Origin of the sequence: Terribacillus saccharophilus (assembly GCF_002272745.1) — a bacterium.
In the GTDB taxonomy this organism is placed as follows: Bacteria; Bacillota; Bacilli; order Bacillales; family Amphibacillaceae; genus Terribacillus; species Terribacillus saccharophilus_B.
In genome coordinates this window covers 240,378-254,560 of record NZ_NPBD01000007.1, presented here as the reverse complement: position 1 = coordinate 254,560, position 14,183 = coordinate 240,378, and the positions used below count along the sequence as shown (strand labels likewise).

The 14,183-nt window shown below is 42.5% G+C and carries 14 protein-coding genes; 6 read left to right on the top strand and 8 right to left on the bottom strand.

Translation table 11 applies throughout. From position 1 onward, the window contains the following. Positions 1-11: 11 nt before the first annotated feature. Both CHH58_RS08525 and CHH58_RS08520 read right to left on the bottom strand, forming a co-directional pair. A complete protein-coding gene (locus CHH58_RS08525; protein WP_095232392.1) occupies positions 12-1,238 on the bottom strand; it encodes an extracellular solute-binding protein in 1,227 nt (408 codons plus the stop codon). 164 nt (positions 1,239-1,402) lie between these two features. Further along, positions 1,403-2,407 (bottom strand): LacI family DNA-binding transcriptional regulator, encoded by a 1,005-nt coding sequence (locus CHH58_RS08520; protein ID WP_095262375.1) that lies wholly within the window; start codon positions 2,405-2,407, stop codon positions 1,403-1,405. 177 nt (positions 2,408-2,584) lie between these two features. Here CHH58_RS08520 and CHH58_RS08515 point away from each other — a divergent pair, with 177 nt between their 5' ends. From CHH58_RS08515 to CHH58_RS08505, 3 genes are read left to right on the top strand one after another with little or no spacing between them, the layout of a single operon-like run. Beyond that, a complete protein-coding gene (locus CHH58_RS08515) occupies positions 2,585-3,757 on the top strand; it encodes a galactokinase (RefSeq protein ID WP_095227573.1) in 1,173 nt (390 codons plus the stop codon). A 13-nt stretch (positions 3,758-3,770) separates the two neighbouring features. Beyond that, positions 3,771-5,264, top strand: coding sequence for a UDP-glucose--hexose-1-phosphate uridylyltransferase (galT, locus tag CHH58_RS08510; protein WP_095227571.1), 1,494 nt, complete (start codon positions 3,771-3,773; stop codon positions 5,262-5,264). After that, a complete protein-coding gene (locus CHH58_RS08505) occupies positions 5,261-6,292 on the top strand; it encodes an aldose epimerase family protein (RefSeq protein ID WP_095262374.1) in 1,032 nt (343 codons plus the stop codon). Before galT ends, CHH58_RS08505 begins: the two co-directional genes overlap by 4 nt. Before the next feature lie 37 nt (positions 6,293-6,329). Here CHH58_RS08505 and CHH58_RS08500 read toward each other — a convergent pair whose 3' ends face one another. Both CHH58_RS08500 and maa read right to left on the bottom strand, forming a co-directional pair. Then, the gene (locus tag CHH58_RS08500; protein ID WP_095227568.1) at positions 6,330-7,469 is read right to left on the bottom strand and encodes an ROK family transcriptional regulator; all 1,140 of its coding nucleotides are present in this window, start codon (positions 7,467-7,469) and stop codon (positions 6,330-6,332) included. A gap of 73 nt (positions 7,470-7,542) precedes the next feature. Beyond that, positions 7,543-8,106, bottom strand: a complete 564-nt coding sequence (gene maa, locus CHH58_RS08495) for a maltose O-acetyltransferase (protein WP_373554074.1) — start codon at positions 8,104-8,106, stop codon at positions 7,543-7,545. Between the two features lie 103 nt (positions 8,107-8,209). Between maa and CHH58_RS08490 the strand changes: the two genes are divergently transcribed. Then, a complete protein-coding gene (locus tag CHH58_RS08490; RefSeq protein WP_095260275.1) occupies positions 8,210-9,058 on the top strand; it encodes an N-acetylmuramoyl-L-alanine amidase in 849 nt (282 codons plus the stop codon). A gap of 435 nt (positions 9,059-9,493) precedes the next feature. Here the strand turns inward: CHH58_RS08490 and CHH58_RS08480 are convergent, their stop codons facing one another. The 3 genes from CHH58_RS08480 to CHH58_RS08470 form a co-directional block, all read right to left on the bottom strand. After that, positions 9,494-10,546, bottom strand: a complete 1,053-nt coding sequence (locus tag CHH58_RS08480; RefSeq protein ID WP_095262373.1) for a tetratricopeptide repeat protein — start codon at positions 10,544-10,546, stop codon at positions 9,494-9,496. Between the two features lie 99 nt (positions 10,547-10,645). Beyond that, positions 10,646-11,008 carry a GNAT family N-acetyltransferase gene (locus CHH58_RS08475; protein WP_141235093.1) on the bottom strand — a complete coding sequence of 121 codons (363 nt, stop codon included), beginning with the start codon at positions 11,006-11,008 and terminating at the stop codon, positions 10,646-10,648. Between the two features lie 180 nt (positions 11,009-11,188). After that, positions 11,189-11,578: a YfmQ family protein gene (locus CHH58_RS08470; RefSeq protein ID WP_095227558.1), complete on the bottom strand. Its 390-nt coding sequence runs from the start codon at positions 11,576-11,578 to the stop codon at positions 11,189-11,191. Between the two features lie 155 nt (positions 11,579-11,733). Here CHH58_RS08470 and CHH58_RS08465 point away from each other — a divergent pair, with 155 nt between their 5' ends. Continuing rightward, entirely contained in the window at positions 11,734-12,153 is a 420-nt protein-coding gene (locus tag CHH58_RS08465; protein WP_095232139.1) for a DUF4064 domain-containing protein, read from the top strand. A gap of 37 nt (positions 12,154-12,190) precedes the next feature. On the opposite strand, the gene brnQ is transcribed toward CHH58_RS08465, so the two are convergent. Next, positions 12,191-13,504 carry a branched-chain amino acid transport system II carrier protein gene (gene brnQ / locus CHH58_RS08460; RefSeq protein WP_095232138.1) on the bottom strand — a complete coding sequence of 438 codons (1,314 nt, stop codon included), beginning with the start codon at positions 13,502-13,504 and terminating at the stop codon, positions 12,191-12,193. 256 nt (positions 13,505-13,760) lie between these two features. Between brnQ and CHH58_RS08455 the strand changes: the two genes are divergently transcribed. Next, complete coding sequence (locus CHH58_RS08455) at positions 13,761-14,048, top strand: hypothetical protein (protein ID WP_095227552.1); 288 nt, start codon at positions 13,761-13,763, stop codon at positions 14,046-14,048. The last annotated feature ends 135 nt before the right edge of the window (positions 14,049-14,183 follow it).

The window sequence follows — 14,183 nt, the reverse complement described above, 5'->3', positions numbered from 1 at the left end:
GCGCGTCCCTATCATTTTCCGCCGTGATTTGCCTCTATTTGACCTTCAATAGATTTTACCGCCTGATCAAGCGCTTCTTGCGGCTCAGATTTTCCGGTCGCAATTGTCTGCAGTGCAGCATCCGTAGGTTTCCATACTTCATTCATTTCTGGTATACCAGGTGTGAGGTCAGAGAACTGTGATTGTTCCGCGATAGCCTTGGAAGCATCACTTTCCATTACTTCCTGATCCTCTGCCAGCGCTTTCACTGCCGGAACTTCTTTTGTCTTTTCATAACGAACCTTCGAAACTTCTTCATTACTCAAATACTTAACTAGCTCTTCTGCCAACTCGGCATTCTTTGAAAAAGTACTTACGTTATAGCTTTTAACTCCGATGAAAGCGCGCATGTTCTCCCCATTTGATAGCTTCGGTAAGGAAGCAATGCCATAGTCGATTCCGGCTGTTTCAAATGGTTCCAGGTTCCATGGACCTGAAATGATAGCGGCAGCTTTTCCTTCTGTAAACAGCGATTCGATTACATTGATACCTTGCTCACCTACCATACCAGCCGGGAAGATCTTCTCATCGTAGAAACGTTTAATTTCATTCGCTCCTTCTACAGATCCCTCATTGTTCAGTCCGATATCTTCCGGATTGAATGTACCATCGCTGTTCTTACCAAAGACATATCCACCATAACCACTCAGCACGCTATTGGCGTAATACGTCTGATCAAACTGTGCAAGAAAGCCGTATTGCTCGCCTTTTCTAACTTCCTTGGAATAATTGAACCACCCCTCCAAATCCTGCGGCAGTTCTTCTTCGGTTATAAGATCCTTATTATAGTAGAGCATCGTCGTTTCAACAGCTTTCGGAAGACCATACACTTTGCCATCAACGATCTGTGACTGCATGGCTGACTCCGTGTAAGTGGATTGGAGTGTTTCATCTACAGCTATTTCTTTCACCAAGCCCTCTGTTACAGCCGATCCCATTTGATCTCCTGGCATTGTGAATACATCCGGTCCTGACCCTCCTGGGCCGTCCAGGCGTAAATCTTCTAATTGCTGTGCATAGTTTTTCTCAATAATTTCTACTGTCACATCATGTTCCTTCTCAAATTCGGCAACAGCGTCTTCGATACCGATGGCTTTCTCTTTATCTTCCCAAATAACTAATTTGTCACTTTTCTCTGACTCACTTCCATCTGCCCCGCTCTCTTGCGGTCCACATCCAGCCAACAAAACTCCTGTCATCAATCCAGATACTAAGCCAAGCACTAGCTTTTTCCTTTTCACCCGACCCCACTCCTTTTATTGAAAGCGTTTACAACTTTAAAGATAGCATTGTAGTAATCTGAAGTAAACAATTATTTTACTTATATAAGGTAAATAATTTACGCAAACAAAAAACGACCTTTTTAGTCAGTCGTTTTCGTCAAAGTACTCTTTCTTTCGACAATCTCTCCAGTAATTAGTACCGTTTTAGATAATGTCCGCTTACCCAGTATTTGTTCCAGAAGCAAATCAATAGCTGTCTTGCACACTTCACTCAAATCGATACGGATGGTCGTCAACGGAGGTGAAACATATTTTGCAACACTGATGTTATTGATACTGATTACACTTACCTGTCCAGGAATAGCGATACCTTCTTCATTTAATGCCTGAAGCATACCAACAGCAATCGGATCAGCTGCTGCAACAAATGCGCTCGGTAAAACCACCAGTTCATCAATTGCCTTTTTCATTAAACCATATCCATTTTCAACACTGAAACCACGCCTGCAGAGAACAGATTGATCAACTAGTATACCTTTTTGCTCCATATAGGACCGGAAGGCCTTCTCTCTAAGATCCATCTCATCCGCCAACGTATCCGGGTTTTGAAAAGTTCCTCCAATGAAGCCGATTTGCCGGTGCCCCTGCCGCAATAAATGGTCTATCTGCTTTCTTGTCATCCATTCTAGATCCGGACGTACAGCATCGTAATGATCCGGATCTGGTGCTGAATCTATGAAAACACCATTCCTACTTAGAACCTGAAGTTTTTTGCGCTCTGCTTTAGTAAAGCTCCCTACTGCCAGAAAACCTTGGATCGTATCCGGGACAGATTCTATCCCATCCTCTTTTTTATACAAGGTCAATTCAACATTCCGTTCTTTTGCACATTGTTCCAGCGCTTTACGCATCGTCTTGAAGTAGACATCCTCCAGCTCTTCTGTATCTGTTACCCAGTAGAGAAACGCTATTTGTTTAATGCGCATATGAACTTCTTTCTTCCGGTAGTTCAGCCGTTCTGCCACAGCGAAAATCTTGTCCTTCGTCTCTTCAGTCACAGATAGACTGTCGTCGTGATTCAGCACTCTGGAGACTGTCGAAACAGAATATCCCACTTCATTCGCAATATCCTTGATTGTCGCCAAAACCTCTCACCTCTTCTGCTTTGAATTATGACAGAAAAACTAATTTGAGTAAACTTTTTACTAAAACTTTATACTAACATCTGTATCGAAGTATTTCTTGCTTCCACTTTCGCCTTGTAGTACACTATCTCTAACTTAGTTAATTAAATTAATAAAGTCTCTTTAGGAGGAATCGTAATGACGTCTAAGCCGAATTTAACAGCTTCATTTCAAGAAATCTTCCAAACTGCTGAAACACCACGCCAGTTCTTTGCTCCCGGCAGAATAAATCTGATTGGCGAGCACACTGATTATAATGGCGGACATGTATTTCCAGCAGCAATCTCCTATGGTACTTATGCTTTAACTGTAAAACGCAGTGACAACTTACTCAGATTGTACAGCATGAACTTTTCTGAAAACGGTATCATTGAACGGACATTAGATGACCTTGCCTATCGATCTGAAGATGATTGGGCCAATTACCCAAAAGGCGTACTGCTTTTTCTTCAGCAAACTACAGACAAAATAACATCTGGCATGGATATCCTTTTCTATGGAGATATACCGAACGGAGCTGGGCTTTCCTCTTCAGCTTCCATTGAGCTAGTCACAGGCGTATTGGTTAATAGTATATACGGACTGGAAATGGAACGAATTCCGCTTGTACAGCTTGGGCAACGGGTGGAAAATGAATATATCGGTGTAAACAGCGGTATCATGGACCAATTTTCGGTCGGAATGGGCAAACAAGGCCACGCCATTTTGCTTGACTGCAACACATTGGATTACGAGCACGCACCTGTGGACCTGTCTGAACACGTTATCTTGATTGCAAATACGAATAAACAACGAACATTATCCGGCTCAAAGTATAACGAACGCCGATCAGAATGCGAAGCTGCTTTGCAGGATTTGCAGCAAGAACTGAAGATTAATAGTCTCGGAGAGCTAACACCCGATACTTTTGAACAGTACCACACATTAATCAGCAATCCCGTTCACATCAAACGCGCCCGCCATGCTGTATATGAAAACAACCGCACAATTGAGGCACTAAAGAAACTTCAAAAGCATGACTTGGCTGCATTCGGGGAATTGATGAATGATTCGCATCGTTCACTGCGGGATGACTATGAAGTGACAGGACAGGAACTCGATACGATTGTTGAAGCTGCTTGGGCACAGGATGGCGTTCTAGGTGCTCGGATGACCGGAGCTGGATTCGGCGGCTGTGCTATTGCACTAGTGGAAAAAGATAAAGCGGATGCTGTTCAAGCAGGTATCCAGAAGCACTATAAAGAAAAAATCGGATATGAAGCAACCTTCTATACCGCAACAATCGGTGACGGTGCAAAGGAACTAGCATAAAGGATGTGTTCATATGATTTATTCAGATATTGAGACTTTATTGGAACAGACTTGTAAGGAAGATTTGATACAGGAACGAGACATCATCTATGTACGCAACCAAGTGATGCACTTGTTGAAGATAACAACATATCCGGCACATAAGATTCTAACAAGCTCCGATTCTATACCGGATTTAGTAGATCGAATCATCGAATATGCCGTGAAAGAAGATATTATCGATAACATTTTGGATGAGAAGGAGATGCTTGCTGCATCATTGATGAATTGCTTCATGCCTCGCCCTTCCACTGTTCAAACTTTATTTGATCGCTATTATAAAAAATCACCAGATCAAGCAACAAATTACTTTTATAATCTTAGCAAGAACAGCAATTACATCCAGATGAATCGCATCAAGAAAAACATTTCGTATAAAACACAGACGGAATACGGCGAAATGGACATTACTATCAACCTGTCCAAACCTGAAAAAGATCCAGAGCAAATCAAGCGCGAGCGGATGACGAAACAGGATAATTCCTACCCTCTTTGTGTGCTGTGTAGAGAAAATGAAGGCTACGGTGGCAGAATCGGATATCCCGCACGCTCCAACCACCGCGTAATTGAATTGTCATTAGGAGAGGAAAAATGGTTTTTCCAGTATTCTCCCTATGTTTATTATGATGAACACAGCATTGTACTCTCAGATGAACACCGGGATATGAAAATTAATGCAGATACATTCCGCAGACTGGTTGAATTTGTGGAGAAGTTCCCTCATTATTTCATCGGTTCAAATGCCGATTTGCCGATTGTAGGGGGATCCATTCTCTCCCACGATCATTATCAAGCTGGACGCTATACCTTTGCCATGACCAATGCGGAAGAACGCTACACCTTCCCGATTCATGCGCATCCAGATGTTAGCGCAGCTGTGCTCAAATGGCCGCTGACGGTCATCCGGCTCAAGGCGAATGATCAAGAAAAACTTGTGAAAGCAGCAGAAAGCATTCTAGCGTTTTGGCGTGATTACGATGATGAAGATGCGTCCATCCTGTCTTATTCAGATGACACGCCTCATAATACAATCACTCCAATCGCGAGAATGCGTGATGAATTGTATGAAATGGATCTTGTACTACGCAATAATCGTACGACAGCTACTCATCCATTAGGTATCTTTCACCCGCATGCAGATGTGCATCATATTAAAAAAGAAAACATCGGGTTGATTGAAGTGATGGGTCTTGCTGTTTTGCCACCACGCTTGAAAACGGAGCTTGAAACAATTTATAAGTTCCTCACTGGAAAAGCAGATGTAGTGGACCCTCCGCACGAAGAATGGGCTCAGGAATTGCGGGAGAAACATGGCTTCCTTCACAACGAACAATATGCAAAAGAAGTTGTACAAAAAGAACTTGGCAAGAAATTCGTCCGTGTATTGGAGGATGCTGGTGTCTTCAAGGACGATACAACTTTTCAGCGCTTTATCTCAAAACTCAATCAGAAAGTGGTGTCTTCATGATCGAAAAGACTGCGCTTCAGGATGGATGGGACTTGTACACTGTAACTAATAAAAAAGGGATGCGGCTTGAAGTGCTGAACTTTGGAGGCATCATTACTTCCCTAGAAGTTCCTGATAAAGACGGAAACTTGGAAAATATCGTATTAGGCTATCGAAATCTTCAGGATTATCAAGATAACCCTAACTATTTCGGAGCCTTAATCGGCCAGGTGGCCGGACGAATACAAGAGTCTAAATTTGAATTAGATAATGAAACATTTCAACTGGAAGCAAATGAAGGGAAACATCATTTGCATGGCGGTCCTGAGGGGTTTCACCAAGTACTATGGGAAGTAGAACCTTTTGAAGAGAATGAAACTAACGGTCTTCGACTATATCATACTAGTAAGGATGGCGAAGGTGGCTATCCAGGCAATTTGACGGTGAATGTCACTTATACCCTTTCAGAGGACAATAAACTGGCGATTCTTTATAAAGCAACAACTGACAAAGCAACTCCTGTCACTCTGACAAACCATACGTACTTCAATCTCAGCGGCGGCCTGAAAAGGACCGTTGCCACGCAGCAGGCATTGGTCGCAAGTGATCAGTACACGGAGTTGGATGAAGAGCTGATTTCAACAGGAAGACTGCTGGATACAGCTGCTTCTCCATTCGATTTGCGATCATTCAAACCGTTACAGGAAGTATTCAGCACACCGCATAATCAGCTTCGTATTGCCGGAGCAGGCATCGATCACTATTTCTTGTTCACAAACAATGAGAAACCAAAAGCCGGGCTCTATGATCCAGAAAGCGGACGACTGATGACTATCGAATCGAACCAGCCTGGTCTCGTTTTATACACAGGTAACGGCCTGGATAATTCATTGGAACTAAAGGAACGCAAGTCGGAAAAGCACCTAGGAATTTGTTTTGAAACACAAGCTTTCCCTGCAGCCTTGCATCATGACGGTTTCCCGGATCTCATTTTAAAGCCAGGTGAGGAGTACCGAAAAGAGACTGTATTCTCTTTTACAACCAAATAAATATAAAAGCAGCCAATCGATAGATTGGCTGCTTTTATTATACCGGGGCAAACAGATCAACCAATTGCAGCGCCACTGCCCCTAATGCCGTCGCATACTTACCATGTTTACTTACCATTATCTCAGTCTGAGCAGCTTGTTCCGTCAATGCTCGGATCGCAACCTCTTCTTTCAATGGAGGGAGGAGAAACTCAGCACTCTCCATCACACCTCCACCAAGAATAATTCGATCAGGATTCAATAGATGAATTAAATTGATCAGACCAATCCCTAGTATCTTACCGGTTTGCTCCAGAATGATCTGAGCTTCTTCATCTCCAGCACTTGCTGCGTGATAAACAGCTTCCCCACTCGCCATCCTTGCTCTGCTCGCGATAGATGGACCGCTTGCAAGTGTCTGAAGGCAACCACGGTTCCCGCAAGCACATTTTTCTCCATTTGGATCGATAGACATATGTCCTAGCTCACCAGCCAGCCCTGCTGCTCCGTGAAAAAGCTTTCCTCCGATAATGATTCCTGCACCAATTCCACGTCCAACATTAACAGCTACCATACTATCCTGCATATCATAACCGCCAAACCATGACTCCCCAAGCGCCATTGCCCGAGCATCATTATCCACTTTCACCGGAATGCTGAATCTATTTTCCAGCTCCTGCTTGATAGGAATATTATGTAATCCTAAGAGAGGAGCTACGAGAGATACACCAGTTTTTGCATCCACGACTCCATGCATCGCTACTCCGATACCTATAATCTGCTCTGTTTGCATACTATGCTGGTCAAGCAGTTGTTCAATAGCTTGTAAAACTTGATATAAAAACTCGCTATTAGTATGCACACTAAGCGGATGAGAGACGATCCCCAGCATCTCTCCTGTAAGGTTCGTCAAAATACAGTCGATTGTACCAGGACCAGCATCAACACCGATGACGAACAACTCATCTGTCCGGATATGAAGCATGGTAGGCTTACGGCCGCCGCTCGAGGAGCCGAGCTTGCTTTCCTCCACTAGACCTTGTTCAATCAGTTCCTTGACGATAATACTGACTGTAGGTGGTGTCAAGCCTGTCTCCTTTGCTATATCTGCTCGCGATATTGGCGCTGCTATACGAATCTTGTTGAGGATCAAAGATCTATTCACTGTTTTCATTAATTGAAATGTGCCACGCTGCATATAAACCGCTCCACTATCAGTAGTAATTTTAGTATATCATCATTCGAACAAAGCTGACTTCCGCGTTAATCTTCTAGATTTCTATTTTCTTAATAACCTTTGCTGGATTTCCCCCGACTACAGTATTTGCAGGGACATCTTTTGTGACGACTGCACCTGATCCGATAACCGCGTTATCTCCGATTGTAACACCAGGATTGATGACAGCACGTCCGCCGATCCAGACATTATCTCCGATTGTCACCGGCTTGCCCAGTTCATAGCCGGAATTACGTTCTACCGGATGCAATGGATGCGTAGCGGTGTATATATGTACGCCTGGTGCCAACATGCAATTATCACCGATACGGATTTCACAAATATCCAGCATCACACAATCAAAATTCGCATAGAAGCTCTCTCCAAGATGAATATTGTACCCATAATCACAGCGAAAAGTCGGTTCGATGTAGGCTTTGCCTTTTGATGAGCCAAGTATCTGATGTAATAAATCTGCTCGCTCGGCATGCTCATAGCTTGTTGTATCATTATATTTACGGATTAATTCCCGTATTTCCATACGTCTGTCTGTCAGCTCTTTATCGGAAGGACGATAAAGCTCCCCTGCCACCATTCTCTCTCTTTCTGTCTTCAACATTATCTTCACCCCTTTTAATAATCTCTTACTTTATATATCTATTGTTATAAATCTCGTAAACACTGACCATACTGATTCTATTATATCGCAAAGGAGAATTACTATGCACACCCGCCTCAAAGTTGCCCTGCCTCTATTATTTATACTCATTGCACTTTTACTGATCTTGCCCACCCAAGCAAACGCTAGCGATTCCAATATTGGACAGACGACTGCAAACCTGAATATCAGAGCTGCCCCTTCGACGGATGCAACCATTATCGGCAAGTTCCCAGCAGGCACCAAGTTCCAATATATCGACAGAGGAGATGGCTGGGGACAGATAACCATTGACAGCCAAACAGGTTATCTCAGCTTGGATTATGTAACAGAAGCGAAAAAAGAAACAGCCACTCCCGCTGAATCATCAAACGGGCAGCCTATTCACAAAATAGTTATCGATCCCGGTCATGGCGGCAAAGATCCTGGTGCAATCGGAAATGATACGATGGAAAAATGGGTTGCCCTGACTATCTCGGAGAAACTGCAGCGCAGATTACTTGCTAATGGATATGATGTAAAAATGACGCGCAGTGAGGATGTTTTTATTCCATTACCGGAGCGAGCAACGTTATCGAATAACTGGAAAGCAGATTTATTTGTAAGCGTCCACGCCAACAGCGCTACTTCTTCGTCAGCAAAAGGATTGGAATCTTACTATTACGGAGCAAGCAGCAGCGGGAAACAGCTGGCTTCCAGCATACAATCTGCACTAGTATCAAACACAAATAATGAAAATAGGGGCACACATAGTGCTGATTTTTATGTACTGCGCCACACATCCATGCCAGCTGTACTCGTTGAAACGGGATTTATCTCGAACCCTGCTGATGCCGTGCTGCTTAACGATGCAGGTTACCAAGATAAAGTTGCCAGTTCGATTGCAGAAGGAATCAAAGAATATGCAAGCTAAACCAGAGCTGCCGTTACGGCGGCTTTTTACATAATATTCACACTACTTTTTTTTATATAATCGTATAATTGGAGGTTACAGGGGGGATTAAGACTTGAAATACTTGGTGGATTTCATTTTAGCCATACTTACCGGACTCTCTTATTATTTCGGCATGGATTACCAATATGGCAAGCAATGTTCATTGGCTTCTCCGTCGTCGCACTTGGTGCGCCGATTTTGCTGATTGTACTCGTATGCTGCTTTTGTGTCTGTTCCTGCAGATGCCTATTACGAATTGGTTAATCACCTATGCCACAACCTTAGCTTTCTACACCCTGATACACATCCCAATGAGCTACTACTTCCAATTTCATAGTTTGATACCCGCATGGAAAACTATCCCAATACACCAAAAGGAGACTGCACGAAGCAATCTCCTTTTCTAGCATTATTCTATTTTAAAGCCAGAAGATAATATCTGGATGCTTTTTCAAAATCGTGATTCTTTGTGTAATATTTAGCCAGCCGTTCAGAAAAATGCCGCACATTATTTTCATCTTCAATGGATTGGAAGTATTCAATACCCTCCCGCCACACTACTTCGAAATTGTCCTTATCGACATATTGTTTATGAAGCATGGCAAACATCCATTTATATGCATCTTCATCCCGCTTCTTACTTAAAGCAAACCCCTCAGTAAAATGCTCCATCGCACGATTCTTCAAGCCAAGTCGGAAGCAGCATTCAGTCACGTAATATAAGCTCTCCAAATAATATTCTGGATGCTTGTAATGCATAGATTTTTCGAAATGCCCCATTGCCTTCTCAAGCTGATCTTGCTTGAAATACAGCACCCCAATATTGTGATGGATATACATAGGCAGCTGCAATTCGGACTCGGACACATCATGCTTTAGAGCTTCTTGAAACAGTTCCTCCGCTTTCCGGAAGTCAGTCATATGCATATGATTCAACCCTTGGAGCAGGAGGCATTTTCCAAGTTGTAATTTCTGATCGTAACGAAGAGCTGATTCGATAGCTTTATCGGCATTCAAGACTGAAAAAGCAGTCATTTTCATATAATAGTACGTAATTGCCAATTTATAATAGAAGTCAGACACTTCCCGATGGTCGATTTGCACCGACAAAAACGGTTCCGCACGTTCAAATTCGACAATTGCATCCTGTAGCTTAGTTTGCCGGTACAGCAACAAGCCCTTGAAGAAATGGTAGTAGTAAAGATTTTCGCCGGTGAGCGCGAATGCATCAGTAGCGCCCTCGAGCAGCTTTTCTCCTTTATCCAAATCACCTTTCAGCATCTCCAAGCGAGCATCGTACAGCATACTTTTTGCAAGCAGCTTTTCATCGCGAATTGCAGCTTCCCGTGCAGTTATTTCATTGCGAATACTCTCTGCAGCACTGATCTGTTCCGTTTTAATATTTACGTATAACTTATCAAGCAGCTTGTTAAATATTTCGGCGCTTTTCATATCTGTCTGGTACATCGGCTCACCCTCTTTCTATTCATATCTGAATCATCGGTAGATTTCTTGGTAATGTTTAGGCGTTCAGAAAGAAAAAGATCCACCCTTTGGTGAATCGGTTCATATTAGTTTTTTCTCGTATATTCGATATGCTTTCTCATTCAGATAAAAAGAATCTTTTAGCAATTCCCATCCGTTCCGTTTATAAAACTGAATTGCTCTGATATTTTTCTCACGTGTGGTTAGGACAGCTATTTTGTTTGGTGCTGCAGTTAGCAGCTGATTAAGCAGAGCGATTCCGATCCCTGATCCTCGTACAGTGGGAGCAACTACTAGCTCCACTAATTCGAAGCAATCATCCAGCCAATCCGACTTGCCATTCTCTTGCAGTGCCGGTCTCAGCAGATCATGATAATATTGCCCCGGCCTTGATGTGTATCCATACACCAAACCGGCCATATGACTCTTTTCGTCCAGCTTCACTAGGCCCTGATAAACTGAATATCTACTATGACGGACAAATTAGGAGCAATATCGGCAAAGCTCACTTGCCATGCCTCTTGATAGAAAGCTGCAGCCGACTGGATCAGCACAGAATCCAGCCAGTTTCCTGATTATCATCCTGTACACGTCGCTCCCTGTTTTTATCTATTAAAAGCTTAATCAATTTACAGCCTGTCCTTGCATTGTTTGGGAGCGCAAGCTGTAGGATGAAACCTTCTTCTTCTGATATTTGAATACATCTACTCTGTCAGTATATGGATATACCAAAAAACGTCCTTGCTTTGTTTCTATCTCAAACGGTACACCTTCAGGGGCAGGGGCGTAATAGTATTTTTCTAAGAAGCTGGCTTCATTGAATTGATCAATAATAAGCTGTGCCACTTCAGCTGATAGGACCTCGCCATCCCTCTTGACAGTTACATCATAAGACAGCTTCGGATGAAGCTGAAATCTCTTTCCTACTTTATCCACAACCCCACTCGGTAAGGATGCCGCTAAAACTTTAATCAAACTAGCTACAATCAATAAGACTATAAATACCCACGACAAATCTTTTCGCCTCGATTCCAATTAATCGTGCTTATAATAACACAATTTCAGTAAACGTTCTTCTTCATTTTTGACAAGAAAATGACAGATACGCCTTCCGTCCTATTCATTTAATGGTTCTCAAAACTTATACTGGAAAATGGAGGTAATAACATATGAAAACACCAAAAATGTTAACGATGATTTCATTGGTTTTATTGGTTTTAATCTTTATCGCTAGTCTTTTCTTCACGATCACTTTGCCTCAAAATCAATCCATGGAACAGACAGTGGCCCGCTATCTTGAAAACGACCCAAAGTATCAAAGAACACTTGATTCCGAGGAGACTCCTTCTTTCAGCCCTGATGAAATGGCTGCTGAAACCATGTCTGCCTTGCAAATATTCTTTGCTCTTCCTACTATATATATAGCCATCATTGCTATCATTGTATTAATAGGCTATACCATCATTCCTAAAAGACCTAAAGGTGCCGCATTAACACTATTCAGCGCGGGAGTTTTATCTCTGGCTACGGTTATCATTCCTGTGCTCTTATTCATTGCAGGCGGTATGCTGAAAAAAAGATCTGCATAAAAAAGTCTTCTCCGACTCCGGAGAAGACTTTTTTCTATTAGTTTCTAACTTTTGATACAAGCAATCCAAGCAAAGCCCCGATGATGGAAGGTACCACCCAGCCAAGACCTACTTCATAGAAAGGCAGTACCGTTTGGAAAAGGTCATTAACTGCAGTTATCTGCAGTCCCGCTTCATTGAAACCATCAAAGATACTTACACAGAATGTCAGTACAAGGCTGCCTATATATACTTCCCTCTTTCCGCCGAATAGTGGATGCAGAAATGTAAGGAACATCAGACTGATCGTAATCGGATAAATAGCCATCAATACTGGGACTGAAATTGAAATTAGTTCAGTAAGACCGATGTTCGCTACAATCGCACTGAATATAGATAGCACAACAGCGAATGTCTTATAGGAAATACGCGGCATTAATTCATGGAAAAACGTCGAACAGGATGTGATCAAACCAACGCTTGTCGTAAGACAGGCAACTGTGATCATCAATCCAAGGAAAATTATGCCCCATGACCCGAAGTAATAATCGGATACATCAGCAAGAATCTCTGCACCATTACTCAAATAACCAAGCTCACTGACACTGGATGCACCCATAAAGGAAAGTGCTGTATAAATCACTGCCAGTACAACGGCCGCAAGAGCAGTTGCTAACAAGCAGACCTTCATAACTGAACCTTTATTTGTTATCCCCTTATCCCTCAAAGCGTTGACAATGATGATTCCGAACACACAAGCCACTAGCGCATCTAAAGTCAAATAGCCTTCCTTGAAACCTTTAAAGAAAGCATTTGCCGTATACTCACTTTGAGGTGCATGGAATTTACCGATTGGGAAAATAATAGCGACGATAACAAGCAAGCCTATAAAAGCCAGCTTGATTGGTGTCAGGAATTTCCCGATAACATCGATGATCTTGGTAGGATTCAACGATAACAAGCAAGTAATTGCAAAGAAAAGAACAGTAAACACAACCAACGGAAGCGGACCAGGGTCAGCAGATAAGAATGGTTTTAAACCAATCTCATAGGATACATTCCCTGCTCGCGGTATCGCAAAGAACGGTCCGATTGCAAGATATAGTATGATCGTATAGACAATCCCGAAAACTGGGTGCACCCTGCTCGATAATGCCATAAGATCTCTTTCGCCTGAATAGACGAAAGCAATGATACCAATAAGCGGCAAGCCTACACCTGTTACAAGAAATCCTGCATTGGCTATCCATATATTTTCACCGGCTTGCTGCCCAAGCATCGGCGGGAAAATCAGATTACCCGCTCCAAAGAACAAAGCAAAGAGCATCAAACCAAGGATGACGGTAAATGAACCTGGTACTTTCTTTGACACAAAAAAACCTCCACTAACTATTCGAATAGTCTGATAAATAACAAAATATTGATGTAATCATAATTTTCGTCAGATTTTCTGACACAATACTGGTTAGTATAATACTGAATTGTGCAACATTCAAGGAGTTTTTGTTAGGAATCTTCTGTAATTATATGTATAACAAAATTTTTCAAACAGAAGATCCGCTATATTAAAGCCTTATACGAATAATTTATAGGTTGTTCCCGACAATAAGCATAAAAGGAACATGATTATGGACTTCCCTAACATTCAGACAAACTTTTGGGATTCTGTTATTGGCATCCCAGTAACACTTGTCCTCACACAACTTCTTAAACTGTTTTTACCGTTACCAAAGCAGTATGTGCCTACCATCGCCATTCTAATCGGACTGGCACTCTCGATTTTTTACAGTCACCCGCATGACTTGATTGCTGGTATTTTCATGGGTTATTTTTATGGTTATGCAGCCATTGGCAGTTATGCCGCTACAAAGACAACTTGGACAGTTTTTCGGAGAGAGAAGCGGGACTTTTCATAAAAAATACCTCGCCATGAGGCAGCGCTGTGAACCGCAGTACAATTGTTTCTACTCTGGGGGAATTAGCCGCAGACGGACACCTTGGGAGCATACAAAAATAATAGACCCGTCAGAGAATTTCTGACGGGTCATTCA

What these genes read in the sequence shown, in the direction of transcription:
- CHH58_RS08525 (WP_095232392.1), bottom strand. Translation starts at nt 1,238, where the DNA reads ATGACAGGAGTTTTGTTGGCTGGATGTGGACCGCAAGAGAGCGGGGCA.
- CHH58_RS08515 (WP_095227573.1), top strand. Translation starts at nt 2,585, where the DNA reads ATGACGTCTAAGCCGAATTTAACAGCTTCATTTCAAGAAATCTTCCAA.
- galT (WP_095227571.1), top strand. Translation starts at nt 3,771, where the DNA reads ATGATTTATTCAGATATTGAGACTTTATTGGAACAGACTTGTAAGGAA.
- CHH58_RS08505 (WP_095262374.1), top strand. Translation starts at nt 5,261, where the DNA reads ATGATCGAAAAGACTGCGCTTCAGGATGGATGGGACTTGTACACTGTA.
- CHH58_RS08500 (WP_095227568.1), bottom strand. Translation starts at nt 7,469, where the DNA reads ATGCAGCGTGGCACATTTCAATTAATGAAAACAGTGAATAGATCTTTG.
- maa (WP_373554074.1), bottom strand. Translation starts at nt 8,106, where the DNA reads ATGTTGAAGACAGAAAGAGAGAGAATGGTGGCAGGGGAGCTTTATCGT.
- CHH58_RS08490 (WP_095260275.1), top strand. Translation starts at nt 8,210, where the DNA reads ATGCACACCCGCCTCAAAGTTGCCCTGCCTCTATTATTTATACTCATT.
- CHH58_RS08480 (WP_095262373.1), bottom strand. Translation starts at nt 10,546, where the DNA reads ATGTACCAGACAGATATGAAAAGCGCCGAAATATTTAACAAGCTGCTT.
- CHH58_RS08465 (WP_095232139.1), top strand. Translation starts at nt 11,734, where the DNA reads ATGAAAACACCAAAAATGTTAACGATGATTTCATTGGTTTTATTGGTT.
- CHH58_RS08455 (WP_095227552.1), top strand. Translation starts at nt 13,761, where the DNA reads ATGGACTTCCCTAACATTCAGACAAACTTTTGGGATTCTGTTATTGGC.